The 15,095-nt window shown below is 61.2% G+C and carries 14 protein-coding genes; 5 read left to right on the top strand and 9 right to left on the bottom strand.

Annotated elements, in window-relative coordinates; genetic code table 11:
• The first annotated feature begins 44 nt into the window (after positions 1-44).
• Both J5M66_RS17620 and J5M66_RS17615 read left to right on the top strand, forming a co-directional pair.
• Positions 45-980: a chemotaxis protein CheV gene (locus J5M66_RS17620; protein WP_207807730.1), complete on the top strand. Its 936-nt coding sequence runs from the start codon at positions 45-47 to the stop codon at positions 978-980.
• A gap of 187 nt (positions 981-1,167) precedes the next feature.
• Positions 1,168-1,974 (top strand): MOSC domain-containing protein, encoded by an 807-nt coding sequence (locus tag J5M66_RS17615; RefSeq protein ID WP_207807729.1) that lies wholly within the window; start codon positions 1,168-1,170, stop codon positions 1,972-1,974.
• Positions 1,975-2,046: 72 nt separating this feature from the next.
• On the opposite strand, the gene J5M66_RS17610 is transcribed toward J5M66_RS17615, so the two are convergent.
• The 8 genes from J5M66_RS17610 to J5M66_RS17575 form a co-directional block, all read right to left on the bottom strand.
• Positions 2,047-2,331, bottom strand: coding sequence for a pyrimidine/purine nucleoside phosphorylase (locus J5M66_RS17610; protein WP_024013687.1), 285 nt, complete (start codon positions 2,329-2,331; stop codon positions 2,047-2,049).
• Between the two features lie 71 nt (positions 2,332-2,402).
• Positions 2,403-2,945: an exonuclease domain-containing protein gene (locus J5M66_RS17605; RefSeq protein ID WP_207807728.1), complete on the bottom strand. Its 543-nt coding sequence runs from the start codon at positions 2,943-2,945 to the stop codon at positions 2,403-2,405.
• Positions 2,946-3,015: 70 nt separating this feature from the next.
• On the bottom strand, positions 3,016-4,977 hold the full coding sequence (locus J5M66_RS17600; protein WP_207807727.1) for an acetyl/propionyl/methylcrotonyl-CoA carboxylase subunit alpha: 1,962 nt from the start codon (positions 4,975-4,977) through the stop codon (positions 3,016-3,018).
• A 121-nt stretch (positions 4,978-5,098) separates the two neighbouring features.
• Positions 5,099-5,893 (bottom strand): enoyl-CoA hydratase-related protein, encoded by a 795-nt coding sequence (locus J5M66_RS17595; RefSeq protein ID WP_207807726.1) that lies wholly within the window; start codon positions 5,891-5,893, stop codon positions 5,099-5,101.
• On the bottom strand, positions 5,890-7,047 hold the full coding sequence (atuD, locus tag J5M66_RS17590; protein WP_056788533.1) for a citronellyl-CoA dehydrogenase: 1,158 nt from the start codon (positions 7,045-7,047) through the stop codon (positions 5,890-5,892). Before atuD ends, J5M66_RS17595 begins: the two co-directional genes overlap by 4 nt.
• Before the next feature lie 30 nt (positions 7,048-7,077).
• Positions 7,078-8,694 (bottom strand): acyl-CoA carboxylase subunit beta, encoded by a 1,617-nt coding sequence (gene atuC / locus J5M66_RS17585; RefSeq protein WP_207807725.1) that lies wholly within the window; start codon positions 8,692-8,694, stop codon positions 7,078-7,080.
• A 3-nt stretch (positions 8,695-8,697) separates the two neighbouring features.
• Positions 8,698-9,582: an SDR family oxidoreductase gene (locus tag J5M66_RS17580; RefSeq protein WP_122700113.1), complete on the bottom strand. Its 885-nt coding sequence runs from the start codon at positions 9,580-9,582 to the stop codon at positions 8,698-8,700.
• A 12-nt stretch (positions 9,583-9,594) separates the two neighbouring features.
• Positions 9,595-11,379, bottom strand: coding sequence for an acyclic terpene utilization AtuA family protein (locus J5M66_RS17575; protein ID WP_207807724.1), 1,785 nt, complete (start codon positions 11,377-11,379; stop codon positions 9,595-9,597).
• A 184-nt stretch (positions 11,380-11,563) separates the two neighbouring features.
• Between J5M66_RS17575 and J5M66_RS17570 the strand changes: the two genes are divergently transcribed.
• The 3 genes from J5M66_RS17570 to J5M66_RS17560 all read left to right on the top strand — a co-directional run bounded on the left by J5M66_RS17570 (position 11,564) and on the right by J5M66_RS17560 (position 14,171).
• Entirely contained in the window at positions 11,564-12,187 is a 624-nt protein-coding gene (locus J5M66_RS17570; RefSeq protein ID WP_125926324.1) for a TetR/AcrR family transcriptional regulator, read from the top strand.
• Positions 12,188-12,280: 93 nt separating this feature from the next.
• Positions 12,281-13,078 carry a transporter substrate-binding domain-containing protein gene (locus J5M66_RS17565; protein ID WP_130912581.1) on the top strand — a complete coding sequence of 266 codons (798 nt, stop codon included), beginning with the start codon at positions 12,281-12,283 and terminating at the stop codon, positions 13,076-13,078.
• An 85-nt stretch (positions 13,079-13,163) separates the two neighbouring features.
• A complete protein-coding gene (locus tag J5M66_RS17560) occupies positions 13,164-14,171 on the top strand; it encodes a GNAT family N-acetyltransferase (protein WP_207807723.1) in 1,008 nt (335 codons plus the stop codon).
• A 136-nt stretch (positions 14,172-14,307) separates the two neighbouring features.
• On the opposite strand, the gene J5M66_RS17555 is transcribed toward J5M66_RS17560, so the two are convergent.
• On the bottom strand, positions 14,308-14,862 hold the full coding sequence (locus J5M66_RS17555) for an RNA polymerase factor sigma-70 (RefSeq protein ID WP_008088195.1): 555 nt from the start codon (positions 14,860-14,862) through the stop codon (positions 14,308-14,310).
• Positions 14,863-15,095: the final 233 nt, after the last annotated feature.

Here is a 15,095-nt window from a genome sequence, read left to right as displayed (position 1 = left end):
AAACCCCCATAGTGAATTCATCAGAACAAGCCCAGGAGTCATTGATGGCCGGCATTCTCGACACGGTAGACCAACGCACGCAACTGGTGGGTGAGAATCGCCTGGAAATCCTCATGTTTCGCCTGGCCGGACGCCAGCTGTTCGCGATCAACGTGTTCAAGGTTCAGGAAGTGCTGCAACTGCCCAAGCTGACCCTGATGCCGCAGCGTCATCCCTTCGTCTGCGGCGTAGTCAATCTGCGCGGGCAGACCCTGCCGGTGATCGACCTGTCCCAGGCAATCGGTATGCGCCCACTGGTGCCGGGCCCGAACAGCACGATCATCGTCACCGAATACAACCGTTCGGTGCAGGCCTTCCTCGTTGGCGGCGTCGACCGCATCGTCAACATGAACTGGGAAGCCATTCTGCCGCCGCCGACCAGTGCTGGCCGCCAGCATTATCTGACCGCGATCAGCAAGGTCGACGATCAACTGGTGGAAATCATCGACGTCGAGAAAGTCCTCGCTGAAATCGTCCCGTACAACGCCAAGGTCTCGCGCGAGAAACTCGACGATCCGGTACTGGAGCGCGCCCGTGGCCGCGAAGTGTTGTTGGTGGACGATTCCAACGTAGCGCTATCGCAATTGCGCGATACCCTCGGCCAGCTCGGGGTGAAAATGCACATTGCCAGCGACGGTCTGAAAGCCTTGAACATCCTCAAGGCCTGGGCCGATACCGGCGTGCACATGACCGACAAACTACTGATGATCTTCACCGATGCGGAAATGCCGGAAATGGACGGCTATCGCCTGACCACTGAAATTCGCAACGACCCTCGCCTGCGTGGCCTGTACGTCGTACTGCACACCTCGCTATCGGGCAGTTTCAACGACTCGATGGTGAAGAAGGTCGGCTGCGACAACTTCCTCTCCAAATTCCAGCCGGACAAACTGGTCGACGTGGTACGCCAGCGTCTGATGCTCGACGCCGTGCCGGCCTGAAACACGCACATTTTGCTTCCTGTGCGAGCCTGCTCGCGAAAGCGCAGGGTCGGACACATTGATGGTGAATGTGCCGGCCTCTTCGCGAGCAGGCTCGCTCCCACAGAAGTGTATTTACATTAATGACGGCTTTGATTCGGTATTGAAGCTCGTATAGGGTGGCGTTTTTCCTCCAAGGAAGCTGGCCATGCTGCGTCTGAGCGCGCTTTATCGTTACCCGTTGAAATCCGGCAAGGGCGAAATCCTGCACAGCATCGAGCTGGACAAGCTCGGGCTGGCGGGCGACCGACGCTGGATGCTGGTGGACGAGGCCAGCGGGCGCTTTCTGACCCAGCGTGCCGAAGCGAAGATGAGTCTGTTGTCGGCGTTATGGAATGCCGGGGGCGGTCTGACCCTCAGCGCTCCCGAGCAGGGTTCTATCGAAGTCGCGCTGCCCGCTGCCGACGCCGAGCTGCGCGGTGTGACGATCTGGCGTGACACCCTGCGGGTGCCGGACGCCGGTGATCAAGCCGCGCGGTTTGTCAGCGACTTCCTCGGCAAGCCGACACGTCTGGTGCAGATGCCGCTGGAGCGGGCACGCACCACGCAGTCGGGTTTCGGCAAGGACGACGATCAAGTGGCGTTCGCCGACGGTTATCCATTGCTGCTGATCGGCGAGGCTTCGCGGCTGGCGCTCTCGGAAACGGTAGGGCGAGAGCTGGAGATGCTGCGCTTCCGTCCGAATCTGGTGATCGAAGGCAGCGCGCCTTACGCCGAGGACAACTGGAAACGCATTCGCATCGGCGATATCGAATTCCGCGTGGTCAAGCCATGTGCGCGTTGCATCATGACCACCGTCGACCCGCAAACCGGTGAGCGCAGTGCTGATCGTGAGCCGTTCGCGACGTTACAGAAACACCGCAGCACCGCCGATGGCGCGATGTTCGGGCAGAATCTGGTCAACGACGGTAACGGTCGCCTGGAAGTCGGCATGCCGGTGGAGATTCTCGAATAGGCTGTCGCTGAAACGAAAAATGCCCGGGTCTTTTGGACGCGGGCATTTTTTTGCGCGGTGAAACCGGCGGGATCAGCCGCGGTATTCGCACAGGTAAGCGGTATCCACTTCGACTTTCAGTTGGAACTTGCTGTTGGCCGGAACGTTGAACTGGCTGCCGGCGGCGAAGGTTTCCCAGTCGCTGCTGTCTGGCAGTTTTACGCTCAGCGCGCCGGAAACCACATGCATGATCTCGCGCTGGCTGGTGCCGAATTCGTATTCGCCCGGGGCCATGACGCCAATGGTCGCCGGACCTTCAGCGGTGCCAAAGGCGATCGACTTGACGGTGCCGTCGAAGTACTCGTTGACTTTAAACATGGGCGGATTCCTCGAAAAGGGCTTAAAAGGGGGCGGCCAGTATGCACAAGGCTTTTCGCGCCGTCACGCGTCTAAAGCGGCAGGACCAGCGGCAATAACCGTGCAGTATTGCGGGCATCTTCCAGCGCGCGATGTTGTTGGCCGTTGAACTGCATGCCCGCCAGTTGCAACGCGCCGTTGAGCCCCAGCGGTCGTTCCAGGCGCCGGGCCTTGGCGAAGCGCTGTTTGAGGTTCATGTGCGGGACTTTGCTCAGGCCGCTGTCGATGTTCAGGCGCTGCCACTCCTGGAGCAACTGCTGGCGATCGTAACCGCCCCAACTGGCCCAGCCTTCAAGGCGAGCCTGATGCTGCGCCAGCCAACGCTCAAAGGCCGGCCAGACTTCGCTCAGCGGTTGCGCCGAATCGATGTTGGCCTGAGTGATGTGTGTCAGCTCCCGACAGAATGGCGTCAGCAATGGCCGGCGGGTCGGTTTGACGAAGCGCTGGAAGTGATCCTGCTCGCGCCCGTCGCGGTCGACCAGGGTCGCACCGATCTCGATAATTTCCATTTCCGTGACCGGCCAGCCACCCTCGTCTGTGGTGGCTTCCAGATCTATGACCAGCCAATGGGGCATCGCAGGGTTCCTGATTTCCGCGTTCTGATTTATCAGAGCGTAGTCAAACCCCGCGCTTGTGCCCGGGCGACTACTCGACCTGCAACAGAACCTGACGATTTTTTACCTGATCGCCAACCTTCACTTGCACCCGTTTGAGCACGCCATCGATGCCGGCCTTCAGCGGATGCTCCATTTTCATTGCCTCCAGCACCACCAGCAATTGACCCTTGCTGACCGTACTGCCCTCGCTGACCAGCACATCGACAATGGCACCGTCCATCGGGGCTTTCAGGGTGCCGGAGGCGACGCTGGTCTGACTGTCGATCGGCGCATGAGTTCGATCCTCCAGACGCAGGCTGCCCGGATGGGTGAACAGCCACAGCTGCCGATCGTGCAGACGATAGGCGTGACATTGGCGCAGACCGTCGACTTCGATGGTGATCGATTGCGCGGCGTGCTCAATGATTTTCACCGCCACAGTGCTTTCGCCAGCCTGCACGACCAACTCGCCGGGTTTGCGCGCCAGCACCGACAGCGTCCAGTCCTGCTCGTCACTGCCGAGTCGATAGTGCAACGGCACGCTGGCGTTGTTGCGCCAGCCGTTCAGCGGGGCGCGATGGGGCAGGGCGCTGGCCTGATAGAACAACACCACGGCAATCGCCAGTTGCGCCGTCGTCGGTACGTAAGGGTTGAGGCAGGCATGGCTGGAAAAATGTTGCTGGATGAAAGCGGTGCTGAAATCGCCGCTGATGAACTGCGGATGTTGCAGCAGGCCTTCGAGCAAGCGTTGATTGCTTTGCACGCCAAGCAGCACCGTGTCCTGTACCGCCCGCAACAATTTGCGCCGCGCCTCTTCGCGGGTTGCGCCGTGGGCGATAAGTTTGCCCAGCAGCGGGTCGTAGAACGGGCTCACCGACTGGCCTTCAAGCAGACCGTGATCGATCCGCGCCCCGTGATCCGAAGCCGGTTGCCATGCGGCAATTCGGCCGGTTTGCGGAAGAAAATCCGCAGCGGGATCTTCAGCGTAGAGGCGCACTTCCATGGCGTGACCGTCGAGACGGATCTGCTCCTGCGTCAGCGGTAACGGCTGGCCCTCGGCAACCAGCAACTGCCACGCGACCAGATCCAGCCCGGTGATCAATTCCGTCACCGGATGCTCGACCTGCAGACGGGTGTTCATTTCCAGAAAGTAGAATTGCCCGCGCGCGTCGAGGAGGAACTCCACGGTGCCGGCGCCGACATAATCCACCGCGCGCCCTGCCTTGAGCGCCGCTTCGCCCATGGCCTGGCGCAGCTCGGCGGTCATCACCGGGCACGGCGCTTCTTCGATGACTTTCTGATGGCGGCGCTGGATCGAGCAATCGCGTTCGCCGAGATAGACCAGATGGCCGTGCTGGTCGCCGAACAGCTGTACTTCGACATGGCGTGGCTCGACCAACGCTTGCTCGAGAATCAACTCGTCGCTGCCGAAACCGTTCATTGCTTCGGACCGCGCGGTACGCAGTTGCGCCGCCAGTTCGCTGGCCTCGTGCACCAGGCGCATGCCGCGTCCGCCGCCGCCGGCGCTGGCCTTGATCATCAGCGGATAACCGATGCGCTCGGCTTCGGCCAGCAGCGTCGCGTCGTCCTGCGCTGCGCCTTGATAGCCGGCAATGCACGGCACGCCGGCGTCGAGCATGGCGATTTTCGACAGGCGTTTGCTGCCCATCAGTTCGATGGCTTCGACGCTGGGGCCGATGAAAATCAGCCCGGCTTCGGCGCATGCGCGGGCGAAATCGGCATTTTCCGAGAGGAAGCCGTAGCCCGGGTGAATCGCGTCGGCGCCGCTGCGGCGGGCGGCGTCGAGGATCGCCGCAATGTTGAGGTACGACTGCTGCACCGGCGCCGGGCCGATACGCACGGCTTGGTCGGCCATTTGCACGTGTAGCGCATCGGCGTCGGCGTCGCTGAAAACGGCGACGGTGCGATAACCCAGCGCCTGGGCCGTGCGCTGGATGCGGCAGGCGATTTCACCGCGGTTGGCGATCAGGATTTTGTGGAGGGTGGGCATGGTGGGGTTCCTGAGTTTTTTGGCGTTGACTGTGATGGCCTCATCGCTGGCAAGCCAGCTCCCACAGGTTTTTTGAGCGAATGAAAATCCGTGTGGGAGCGGGCTTGCCCGCGATGCTTTTTCAGGCCCACCCCGGTTTGCGTTTCTGCATGAATGCCATGGTCCCCTCGATTCCTTCGTCTCCAGTCACCGCCGCGCTGAACCACTGCGCCGCCTCATTGAGCAATGCACTCGAAGGCTGCCCGGCGCTGGCCAATAACAATTTTTTCGTCATCGCATTCGCTTCGGGTGCGCAGCGCAGTACCTGTTGCAAGACTTCATCCAGTCGCTCGGCCAACGCTTGCGCATCCTGTTCAACGAAATGCACCAGCCCCAATCGCTGCGCCTCAGCGCCATCGAAACGCGCCGCCGTCAGCGCGAGTCGGCGGGTTTCGGTCAGGCCTATCCGTTGCACCACAAACGGTGCGATTTGCGCCGGGATCAGGCCGAGGCTGGTTTCCGGCAAGCCGAACTGCGCCTTGTGATCACTAATCGCAACATCGCTGACGCAAGCCAGGCCGAAACCACCGCCGAGCACGGCGCCTTGCAGCACCGTGATCAGCGCCTGCGGCGTGTGCTGGGCTTCCTCCAGTAACGCACCGAACGCCCGGTTCAACTCGCGGTAAGCGTCTGCGCCCTGCGACCGTGCGCTGGCCATGTCCTTGATGTCGCCGCCGGCACAAAAATGCCCGCCGGCACCGCTGAGCACCAAGGCCCGCACTGTGCGGTCATCGTGCACCGCCGTCAGCACCGCGCGCAGTTCGTCGACCATTTGCAGGCTCATCGCGTTGCGGCTGTCCGGGCGGTTGAGGGTGATGTGCAGCACGCCGCCATGCAGTTCCAGCAACAGCGTCTGGCAATCGGGCAGGCCGCTCATTTCTTTTTCCCCGGCAGAATGCCCATCAGTTTGCAGATGATCCCCAGCATGATTTCGTCGGCGCCGCCGCCAATCGACACCAGGCGCACATCGCGATAGGCGCGGGCCACCGGGTTGTCCCACATGAAGCCCATGCCGCCCCAATATTGCAGGCAGCTGTCGCTGACTTCCCGGCCGAGACGCCCGGCCTTGAGCTTGGCCATCGACGCCAGGCGCGTGACGTCCTGGCCTTTGATGTACTGCTCGGTGGCCTGATAGACCAGGGCGCGCAGGCATTCGATTTCGGTCTGCAATTCGGCGAGACGGAAGTGGATCACCTGGTTGTCGATCAGCGCATTACCGAAGGTCTTGCGCTCCTTGCAGTACTCGATGGTGCTGTCGATGCAATATTCCAGGCCCTTGATCATGTTCGCCGCGCCGAACAGGCGTTCTTCCTGAAACTGCAGCATCTGCATCATGAACCCCGCGCCTTCATGGCCGATGCGGTTGCGCTGCGGCACGCGCACGTTGTCGAAGAACACCTGCGCGGTTTCCGAGCTGCGCATGCCGAGCTTGTCCAGGTGCGAACTGAGGCTGATTCCCGGGGTGTTCATCGGCACCATGATCAGCGACTTGTTGATGTGCGGCTTGTCGTCCGAGGTGTTGGCCAGCAGACAGATGAAATCGGCGCTCGGCGAGTTGGTGATCCACATCTTGCTGCCGTTGATCACGTAGTCGTCGCCGTCCTTGCGCGCGGTGGTTTTCAGCCCGGCGACATCGGAGCCGGCGCCGACTTCGGAAACGCCGATGCAACCGACCTGTTCGCCCGTGATGGCCGGGCGGAGGAATTCTTCGCGCAGTTCGTCGGAGCCGAAGCGGGCGAGGGCGGGTGTGCACATGTCGGTCTGCACGCCGATCGACATCGGAATCCCGCCGCAATGAATGGTGCCGAACTCTTCGGCGGCGACGATCGAATAGCTGTAGTCGAGGCCCATGCCGCCGAATTTTTCCGGCTTGGAAATGCCCAGCAGACCCAGCTCACCGGCCTTGCGGAAAATCTCGTGGATCGGAAAGCGCCCGGCCTTTTCCCATTCTTCGACGTGGGGGTTGATCTCGTGGGTGACGAACTGGCGGACGGTGCGGCGCAGGGCTTCGTGTTCCGGGGTGAAGATCATTGTTGTTGTTCTCCGTAGGATCCGTGGCGGTCAGAAGCGGCTGACGCCGAAGCTGTTGGGTTGCAGCTTGCGCGTGTCGGCTTCGTGGCAGATATCCAGCAAGTAGCCAAGCAGGGTGCGGGTGTCGCGCGGGTCGATCAGGCCGTCGTCCCACAGGTTGGCGCTGCCGTACAGTGCGGTGGACTGGCTGTCGAGTTTCTGCGCGGTCATCTGTTCGAGCATGTCGAGCATTTTCGGATCCGGCTCGATGCCGTCCTTGAGCTGTTTGGCTTCGGTAACGATGCGCAAGACCTTGCCGGCCTGAGCGCCACCCATCACTGCCGTGCGGCTGTTGGGCCAGGCGAAGATGAAGCGCGGATCGAGCCCGCGCCCGCACATGGCGTAGTTGCCGGCGCCGTAGGAACCACCGACGACAATGGTCAGTTTAGGCACCCGTGCGTTGGCCACCGCTTGGATCAGTTTCGAGCCATGCTTGATCACCCCTTGTTGTTCCGATTCGGTGCCGACCATGAAACCCGTGGTGTTGTGGAAAAACAGCAGCGGCGTCTGGCTCTGGTCGCACAACTGGATGAACTGCGCCGCCTTGCTCGCACCTTGCGGGGTGATCGGTCCGTTGTTGCCAATGAAGCCGCAGGCGCGGCCCTGGATTTTCAATTGGCCGCAAAGGGTTTGCTGATCGAACTCGCCTTTGAATTCGAGAAAGTCCGACTCGTCGGCAATCCGCGCGATGATTTCGCGCACATCGTAGGGCTTTTTTGCATCGTCCGGAATCAGCCCGAGCAGTTCGTCGATGGGGTAGAGCGGTTCTTTGAATTGCGGCTGCGGCAGCCAGGGCAACTGCTCGTTCCAGGGCAGCATGCGCATGATGTCGCGGACCTGGCGTATGCCGTCAGCGTCGTTTTCGGCGAGATATTCGGCAGTGCCGGCGACCTGCGCGTGCATCTCGGCGCCACCGAGTTCTTCATCGGTGGCCACTTCGCCGGTCGCCGCTTTGAGCAATGGCGGGCCGGCGAGAAACAGCTTGGCCTTGCCGCGCACCACCACTACGTAATCCGATAACCCCGGTTGATAGGCGCCGCCTGCGGTGGCCGAGCCGTGTACCACGGTGATCTGCGGCAAACCCATGGCTGACATGCGCGCCTGATTGGCAAAACTGCGCGCACCTTCGACAAAGATCTCTGCCGCGTAGTTGAGGTTGGCGCCGCCGCTTTCAGCGAGGGTGATCATCGGCAGTTTGTTCTCCCGCGCGATCTGTTGCAGGCGCAGGGATTTTTTCAGGCCGCTCGGCGAAATCGTGCCGCCCTTGATCGCGCTGTTGTTGGCGACCACCATCGCGCGAATGCCGCAGACATAACCGATGCCGGCAATCAGCCCGCCACCGGCCGAACTGCCGTCCTTGTCGTCGTGCAATTTATAGCCGGCGAGGCTGGCCAGTTCGAGGAACGGTGCGCCGGGGTCGAGCAAAAGGTTCAGGCGCTCGCGGGGCAACAGTTGCCCGCGTTTGCTGAATTTGTCTTTGGCTTCGGCGGCCTTGTTCAGCAGGTTCTGTTCGAGCTGCTGCACCTGCTCGATGGCGGCGAGCATGGCCGCGCGGTTTCGTGCGAAGGCTTCGCTGTGCGGGTCGAGTTGCGACTGAATCTGCGCCATGGCTTATTCCTTGTCCTTGAGCACGTCGGGACGCAACACTTCTGGTAAATACGCGCGGTGAAAACCATTGAACGATTCGCTGTGGCTCGCCTTGTGCAGCGGCCAGGCGCGACTGCCGAGGCTGGCGGCGCCGTCGATTTTCACTGTGGTGCCGCTGATGAACGCTGCCGCCGGGCTGAGCAGAAACACGATCGCCGCACTGACTTCCGATTCGGTGCCGATACGCTTGAGCGGCACATGCTCGCGCAGGGTCGGAATCACTGCTTTGAATGCGCCCTCGTAAGTGTCCATGCCGCTGGAGGCGATCCAGCCCGGCGCCACCGCGTTGACCCGGACCCCGGCGTAACCCCACTCGAACGCAGCAGTCTTGGTGAAGTTGTCCATGCCTGAACGCGCGGCGCCCGAGTGGCCCATGCCGGGCATGCCGCCCCACATATCGGCAAGCATGTTGACGATGCTGCCGCCGTGTTTGCTCATCGACTGGTTGAACACTTCGCGGGCCATCAGAAAGCCGCCGACCAGGTTGGTCCGCAGCACGGTTTCAAAGCCCTTCTGATTGATCGAGGCCAAGGGCGACGGGTACTGGCCGCCGGCATTGTTGACCAGACCGTGGATCGGCCCGTGTTCGGCGATCAGCTCTTTGACCAGTTGCTTGACCGCTTCTTCATCGCGGATATCGCAGGCCTTCCAGTGCGCGCGGCCGCCGTCCTCGGCGATTTCGGCGGCGACCTTTTCGAGTTTTTCCGGCTTGCGCCCGACCAGCAGCACATTGGCGCCAAGGGCCGCCAGCTCATGGGCGGTGCAGCGACCGATGCCGCTGCCGCCACCGGTGACAATCAGGTTCTGGCCGCTGAACAGATCGGCGCGAAAAATCGACGCGTAAGCCATGCACACCATCCTCTAGTCGAGCTGTTCGGCGATGCTTTGCGGCACCGGGATCTGGATTTCCAATAGTTGCTGGGCGAAGGCTTTGCCTTGCGGGTCGATGCGCAGACTCGCGACGCCGCCACCGCCGAGGGCGTTTTCCAAAAGAAAATTAAGGCTGTGGGTGCCGGGCAGATACCAGCGTTCGACACGCCCGAGAAGCGGATCGAGGACGTGGCGCATCCAGTCGACCACCACCGAAGGGGTCAGCGCTTCGGCGATCCATGGCAGGTAATCGGGATGGCGCGGCATCACGCCGATGTTGCTGTGATTGCCCTTGTCGCCGGAGCGCGCCACCGCCAGTTTCACCAACGGCACACTGGCATCGGCGCGGCCCTGGGGTTTGGGTGGCTGATGGGCGAGCGGCAAATCGGCGCTGTCGAGGGCCACTGGGTCGGGGAGGGCGCAAGGATGACGCTCACCGGCCATGTCGATTTGCAGCGTGCAGGCATTTTTATCTATGAGAAATGAGAACAGGCGGATGACCGGGTACACGGTCGGACGTCTGCCGACAATGCCGGTCAGACCGGGCGCCATACCGGTCGCGGCCTGGGCGATCTCTTTGGAAAACAGCACCAGCGCGCGTTTGTCAGGATGGCGTACGGCGATTTTGATCACCACTTCACGGCTGTCGCGGCGCTGGCCGTGGGGGCCGTAGGTGGCTTCGCTGCCGAGCAGTTCGACATGGGTTTCGCTGTACGGCGCCCAGCCGCGCAGGCTGAACATCTCGGCGGTCTTGTCGATGATCGCCTGACTGACCCGCCGCGCCTTGTCCACCGCGTCGATGCCGGCCATCAGGCAACTGGCGGTGCAGCGAAAACCGTCCGGGTACGTGGCGCTGACCTTGTATTTGTCGCTGGGCGGCAGGCCTTTGGCACCGTGCACCTGCACGACGTTTTTGCCTTGTTGCTGAAGTTTGACCTGAGTGAAATCGCAGATCACATCGGGTAACAGATAGGCCTGCGGATCGCCGATTTCGTAGAGCATCTGCTCGCCGATGGTCAGCGGCGTGACCAGGCCGCCGGAGCCTTCGGGTTTGCTGACGAGGAACTGGCCATCGGCGCTGACCTCGACGATCGGAAAACCGATGTGCTCGTAATCCGGTACCTCGCGCCAGTCGGTGAAATTACCGCCGGTGCACTGCGCGCCGCATTCGATGATGTGCCCGGCCAGCGCGGCCTGGGCAAGTTTGTCGTAGTCATGCCACGACCAACCGAATTCGTGAACCAGCGCCGCACTGACCACGGCGCTGTCGACCACCCGGCCGGTGATGACAATGTCGACACCCAGGCGCAACGCTTCGACAATCCCTGGCGCGCCGAGGTAGGCGTTGGTCGACACGCACATGCGCGGAAGCGGCGCGCCGCTGAACATTTCGCGGATGTCGGCGGGGTTTTTGAGCTGTCCTTGCAGGTCATCGCCGAGCAACACGGCAATCTTCAGCTGGACCCCGGCCTGGTCGCAGGCCGCTTGCAGCGCCGCTGCGCAAGCCTGCGGATTGACCCCGCCGGCATTGCTGATCACGCGGATATTCTGTTCGGCCAGTTGCGTCAGCAGCGGCGCCAGCACTTCAACGAAGTCACCGGCGAACCCGGCCTGTGGGTCTTTAAGACGCGCACCAGCCATGAGCGACATGGTGATCTCGGCCAGATAATCGAACACCAGATAATCCAGGTTTCCGCCGGAGACAAGCTGGGCGGCAGCAGTGGAAGTGTCGCCCCAAAAAGCACTGGCGCAGCCGATTCGCACGGTGGTTGGCATTTTTATCTCCGACTCAGGGACCTGCGACAGAAGTGTCTGGAGGCTACCAAGCAAGCGCTTGGTTTGTAAACAGGCGAAACATTCTTCTGCCCAAGCGCTTGCTTGGTGCCCGCGCGCGGCTTAAATTGCGCGCAACCCTGCGGTTACAGGGGGCAACACACTGATCGACTGTAGGAGAGAACGGGTGGACGAGCAAAAAGCCCTGCGGGTCATGCGCGAACTGGTCGACCAGGGCCAGTTGACCGACCCGGACAGCGCCCGCGGCAAATTGCTGCAAGTGGCGGCTCACCTGTTTCGCAACAAAGGCTACGAGCGCACCACGGTGCGCGATCTGGCCAGCGCTGTGGGCATCCAGTCGGGCAGTATTTTTCATCACTTCAAAAGCAAGGATGAAATTCTCCGCGCGGTGATGGAGGAAACCATCCGCTACAACACCGCGCTGATGCGCGCAGCCTTGGCCGAGGCGAGCGATGTGCGCGAAAGGGTGCTGGCACTGATTCGTTGCGAGTTGCAGTCGATCATGGGCGGCAGTGGCGAGGCGATGGCCGTGCTGGTGTACGAATGGCGCTCATTGTCCGAAGACGGCCAGGCTAAAGTCCTCGCTTTGCGTGATGTTTATGAAGACATCTGGCTGCAGGTTCTGGGTGAGGCCAAGGACGCCGGCTATATTCGCGGCGACGTTTTTATTACCCGACGTTTCCTTACCGGCGCACTGTCCTGGACCACCACCTGGTTCCGTGCCGGCGGCAGTTTGAGCCTCGATCAGCTCGCCGATGAAGCGCTGATTCTGGTCCTCGAAGCGCGTTGAACGGTTGTCGGACCGGCCGACAAACTGGCTAAGTCGGCGAAACCGCCTAGCTTGAATGCATTGATCGCTATTTTTTTCGGGGAGTGGGGTGTTTTGAAGTCTTCGCCAATTCGGACAGCCGCCGGGCTGATGCTCGCTGCGCTGGCTGCGTTATGGGTATTGCCCGCTCAGTCAGCGCAATTGGTCCGGGTCGGCGCCGCGCATTTCCCGCCTTATACGATTCGCCCGGAAAACGGCGCCGACACCGGCCTGTTGCCGCAATTGATCGAGGCGCTGAACCGCTCGCAGAGCGACTATCAGTTCGTCCTGGTGCCAACCTCGATCCCGCGCCGCTTCGGTGATTTCAAGCAGGGCCGCATCGATATGGCGATCTTCGAGAACCCCGAGTGGGGCTGGAAGGACATTCCCCACGACGACGTCGACATGGGCCTGGAAGACGCCGAGATTTTCGTCGCGCAACGCGAAGACGGCCGCCAGCAAAACTACTTCTCGAGCCTGTCGGGCAAACGTCTGGCGCTGTTCAGCGGTTATCACTACGAATTTGCCAACTTCAACGCCGACCCGAAATTCCTCGCGCACAACTACAACGCCACGCTGACCTATTCCCACGACAGCAACCTGCTGATGGTCCTGCGCGGGCGCGCCGACATTGCCCTGGTGACCCGTTCCTATCTGTTCGATTACCTGCTGCGCAACGAGAAGGTCCGCGATGAGCTGTTGGCGTCGCAGCGTACCGATCAGATCTATCACCATTACGCGATTCTGCGGCCAAGCGCTCCGATCACCGGCGACGCCTTCGGCAATCTGTTGCAGCGTCTGCGTGACAATGGCGAATTGCTGAAGATTTTCGAGCCTTACAAGATTGCCGTAGTGCCCGTGCCGCATCACTGAAGCGCTGTTTGCATCTCGCGCTTAAATTTCCCCTCCCGGCTCACGTCACTTCGTTGAACTGTCGACGATTACGTGAGCCCGACCCATGTCCAATCTGAATGACCTGACTGCCCTGGCATTGCCCTCGGGCAGTCGCTTGATCGCTGATGCTACCGAGAGCCGACTGAGCCTGGACGGGCAACCGCTGATTCGGCTGCGCCTGGACCGCGAGGCCAATGGCCCGATCCAGCTTGATGAACGTTTTGCCCTGCCGCCCGGGCAAGCCTTGTGGGCCGCCTGTTATTGGTTGTTCGCCCGTGACCCGGCGTGCCAGCAATTGACCTGGCAACTCGATCAGCCACCGACCGAAGCCTTGCGCAGTGGTCTGCTGATCAATACCGAAGTCGCCGGTGAGTACCGCTGCGAGCGCACGCTGTTCTGGCAACTGCCGCAGCCGTGGCTGGGCACTTCACTGACCGGCAGCTATCCGCAGCAAATGGTCATCAGCCATGGCAAGCGCCATCCGCTGCGACCGGTGAAGCCGCGCGGTGAAGTCTACCGGCGTTTCGATGCGCGGCTCGGCGCATGGATTTCCTTGCGAACGCTGGAAATCGAGGAAGATCTGTCGCGCTTCAATCGCTGGCAGAACAGCCCGCGCGTGGCGAGTTTCTGGCAGGAGGAGGGCAGCCTTGAGCAGCATCGCGAATACCTGAACAAGCTCGATGCCGACCCGCACACATTGACCCTGATCGGCTGTTTCGACGATCAGCCATTCGCCTATTTCGAAGCCTACTGGGCCAAGGAAGATCGCATCGCGCCGTTCTACGATGCCGACGATTACGACCGTGGCATTCACATGCTGGTCGGCGAAGAAAGTCATCGCGGCCCGCACAAAGTGGCGAGCTGGTTATCGGCGCTGGTGCATTACCTGTTTCTCGATGATCCACGGACCCAGCGCGTGGTCGCCGAGCCACGTGCCGACAACGCGAAGATGATCGGCCATATGCACAACCAGTGCTTTCACTGCGAGAAGGAATTCGATTTCCCGCACAAGCGCGCGGCGTTGATGATTCTGGGGCGGGAGCGGTTTTTTGATCGGTGCAGCCTGGCCTGATGCGTTCGGCCTCGGGTTTCGTTTGAAACTGAGGTCGCTTTCGCGAGCAGGCTCGCTCCCACAGGGTTTGATGAACGACACAAATCCAGTGTGGGAGCGAGCCTGCTCGCGAATGGCTTGACGCAAAATCCGGATCCTAACGACGACCCGCAATCACCGCATCCCGCCGACTGCCCGAGACCTTGCGGCAGTGCACCAGCGCATCACGAATCATGAAGTTAACCAGAGTGGGCGATACGCCCAGTTCCTTGGCGATATCCTTTTGCGGCACGCCGTGCAAGCGGTACATCTCGAAGGCATAACGGGTGCGGCTGGGCAGCTCGGTCAGCGCATCGGCGATGTGTTCCAGAGTCGAGAAGTTGATATGCGAAGTTTCCGGCGAAGCGCCCTGAATCACCACGTTCAAGCCTTCCTCTTCCGGGCCTGAGTATTTCTGTTCGAGCGCCTGCTTGCGGTAGTGATCGATGGCGAGGTTGCGCACGATCTGGAACAGGTAGCTCAGCTGAGCCTTGATCGACGACGTGATCGGCGGCGCCGATTGCAGTCGGAAAAACGCATCCTGAACCACATCTTCGGCACGAGACCTGCAACCGGTAATGCGGGCTGCAATCTTGACCAGAATCAGTCGATTGTCGACGAATGCCTGAAGTAGCGGTGAATCGCACCTGCTTGTGGATACTTGTTCCGTCATGGAAATCACCTTGCTGCCAATAGGTTAGTGGGAGGGCCTCGGGGGACGGCGCCGTCCTACACATCGAGCGACAAATTATGTTGAATGATAATGATTGTCAAATGAGAAAGAGAGGTATTGCTGTAAGGCGATGTGTTTTGCCAACTGCGACACGCCGCCGCACCCCAGCCCCGCTGGACGTCGCGCCTGCCGACTAATTATTTCCCCACTCCATCCGTTCTCATTGGTGAATG

Source organism: Pseudomonas sp. 67(2021) (genome assembly GCF_017491835.1).
GTDB lineage: Bacteria > Pseudomonadota > Gammaproteobacteria > Pseudomonadales > Pseudomonadaceae > Aquipseudomonas > Aquipseudomonas atacamensis.
This window is presented reverse-complemented; position numbering and strand designations above follow the sequence as displayed.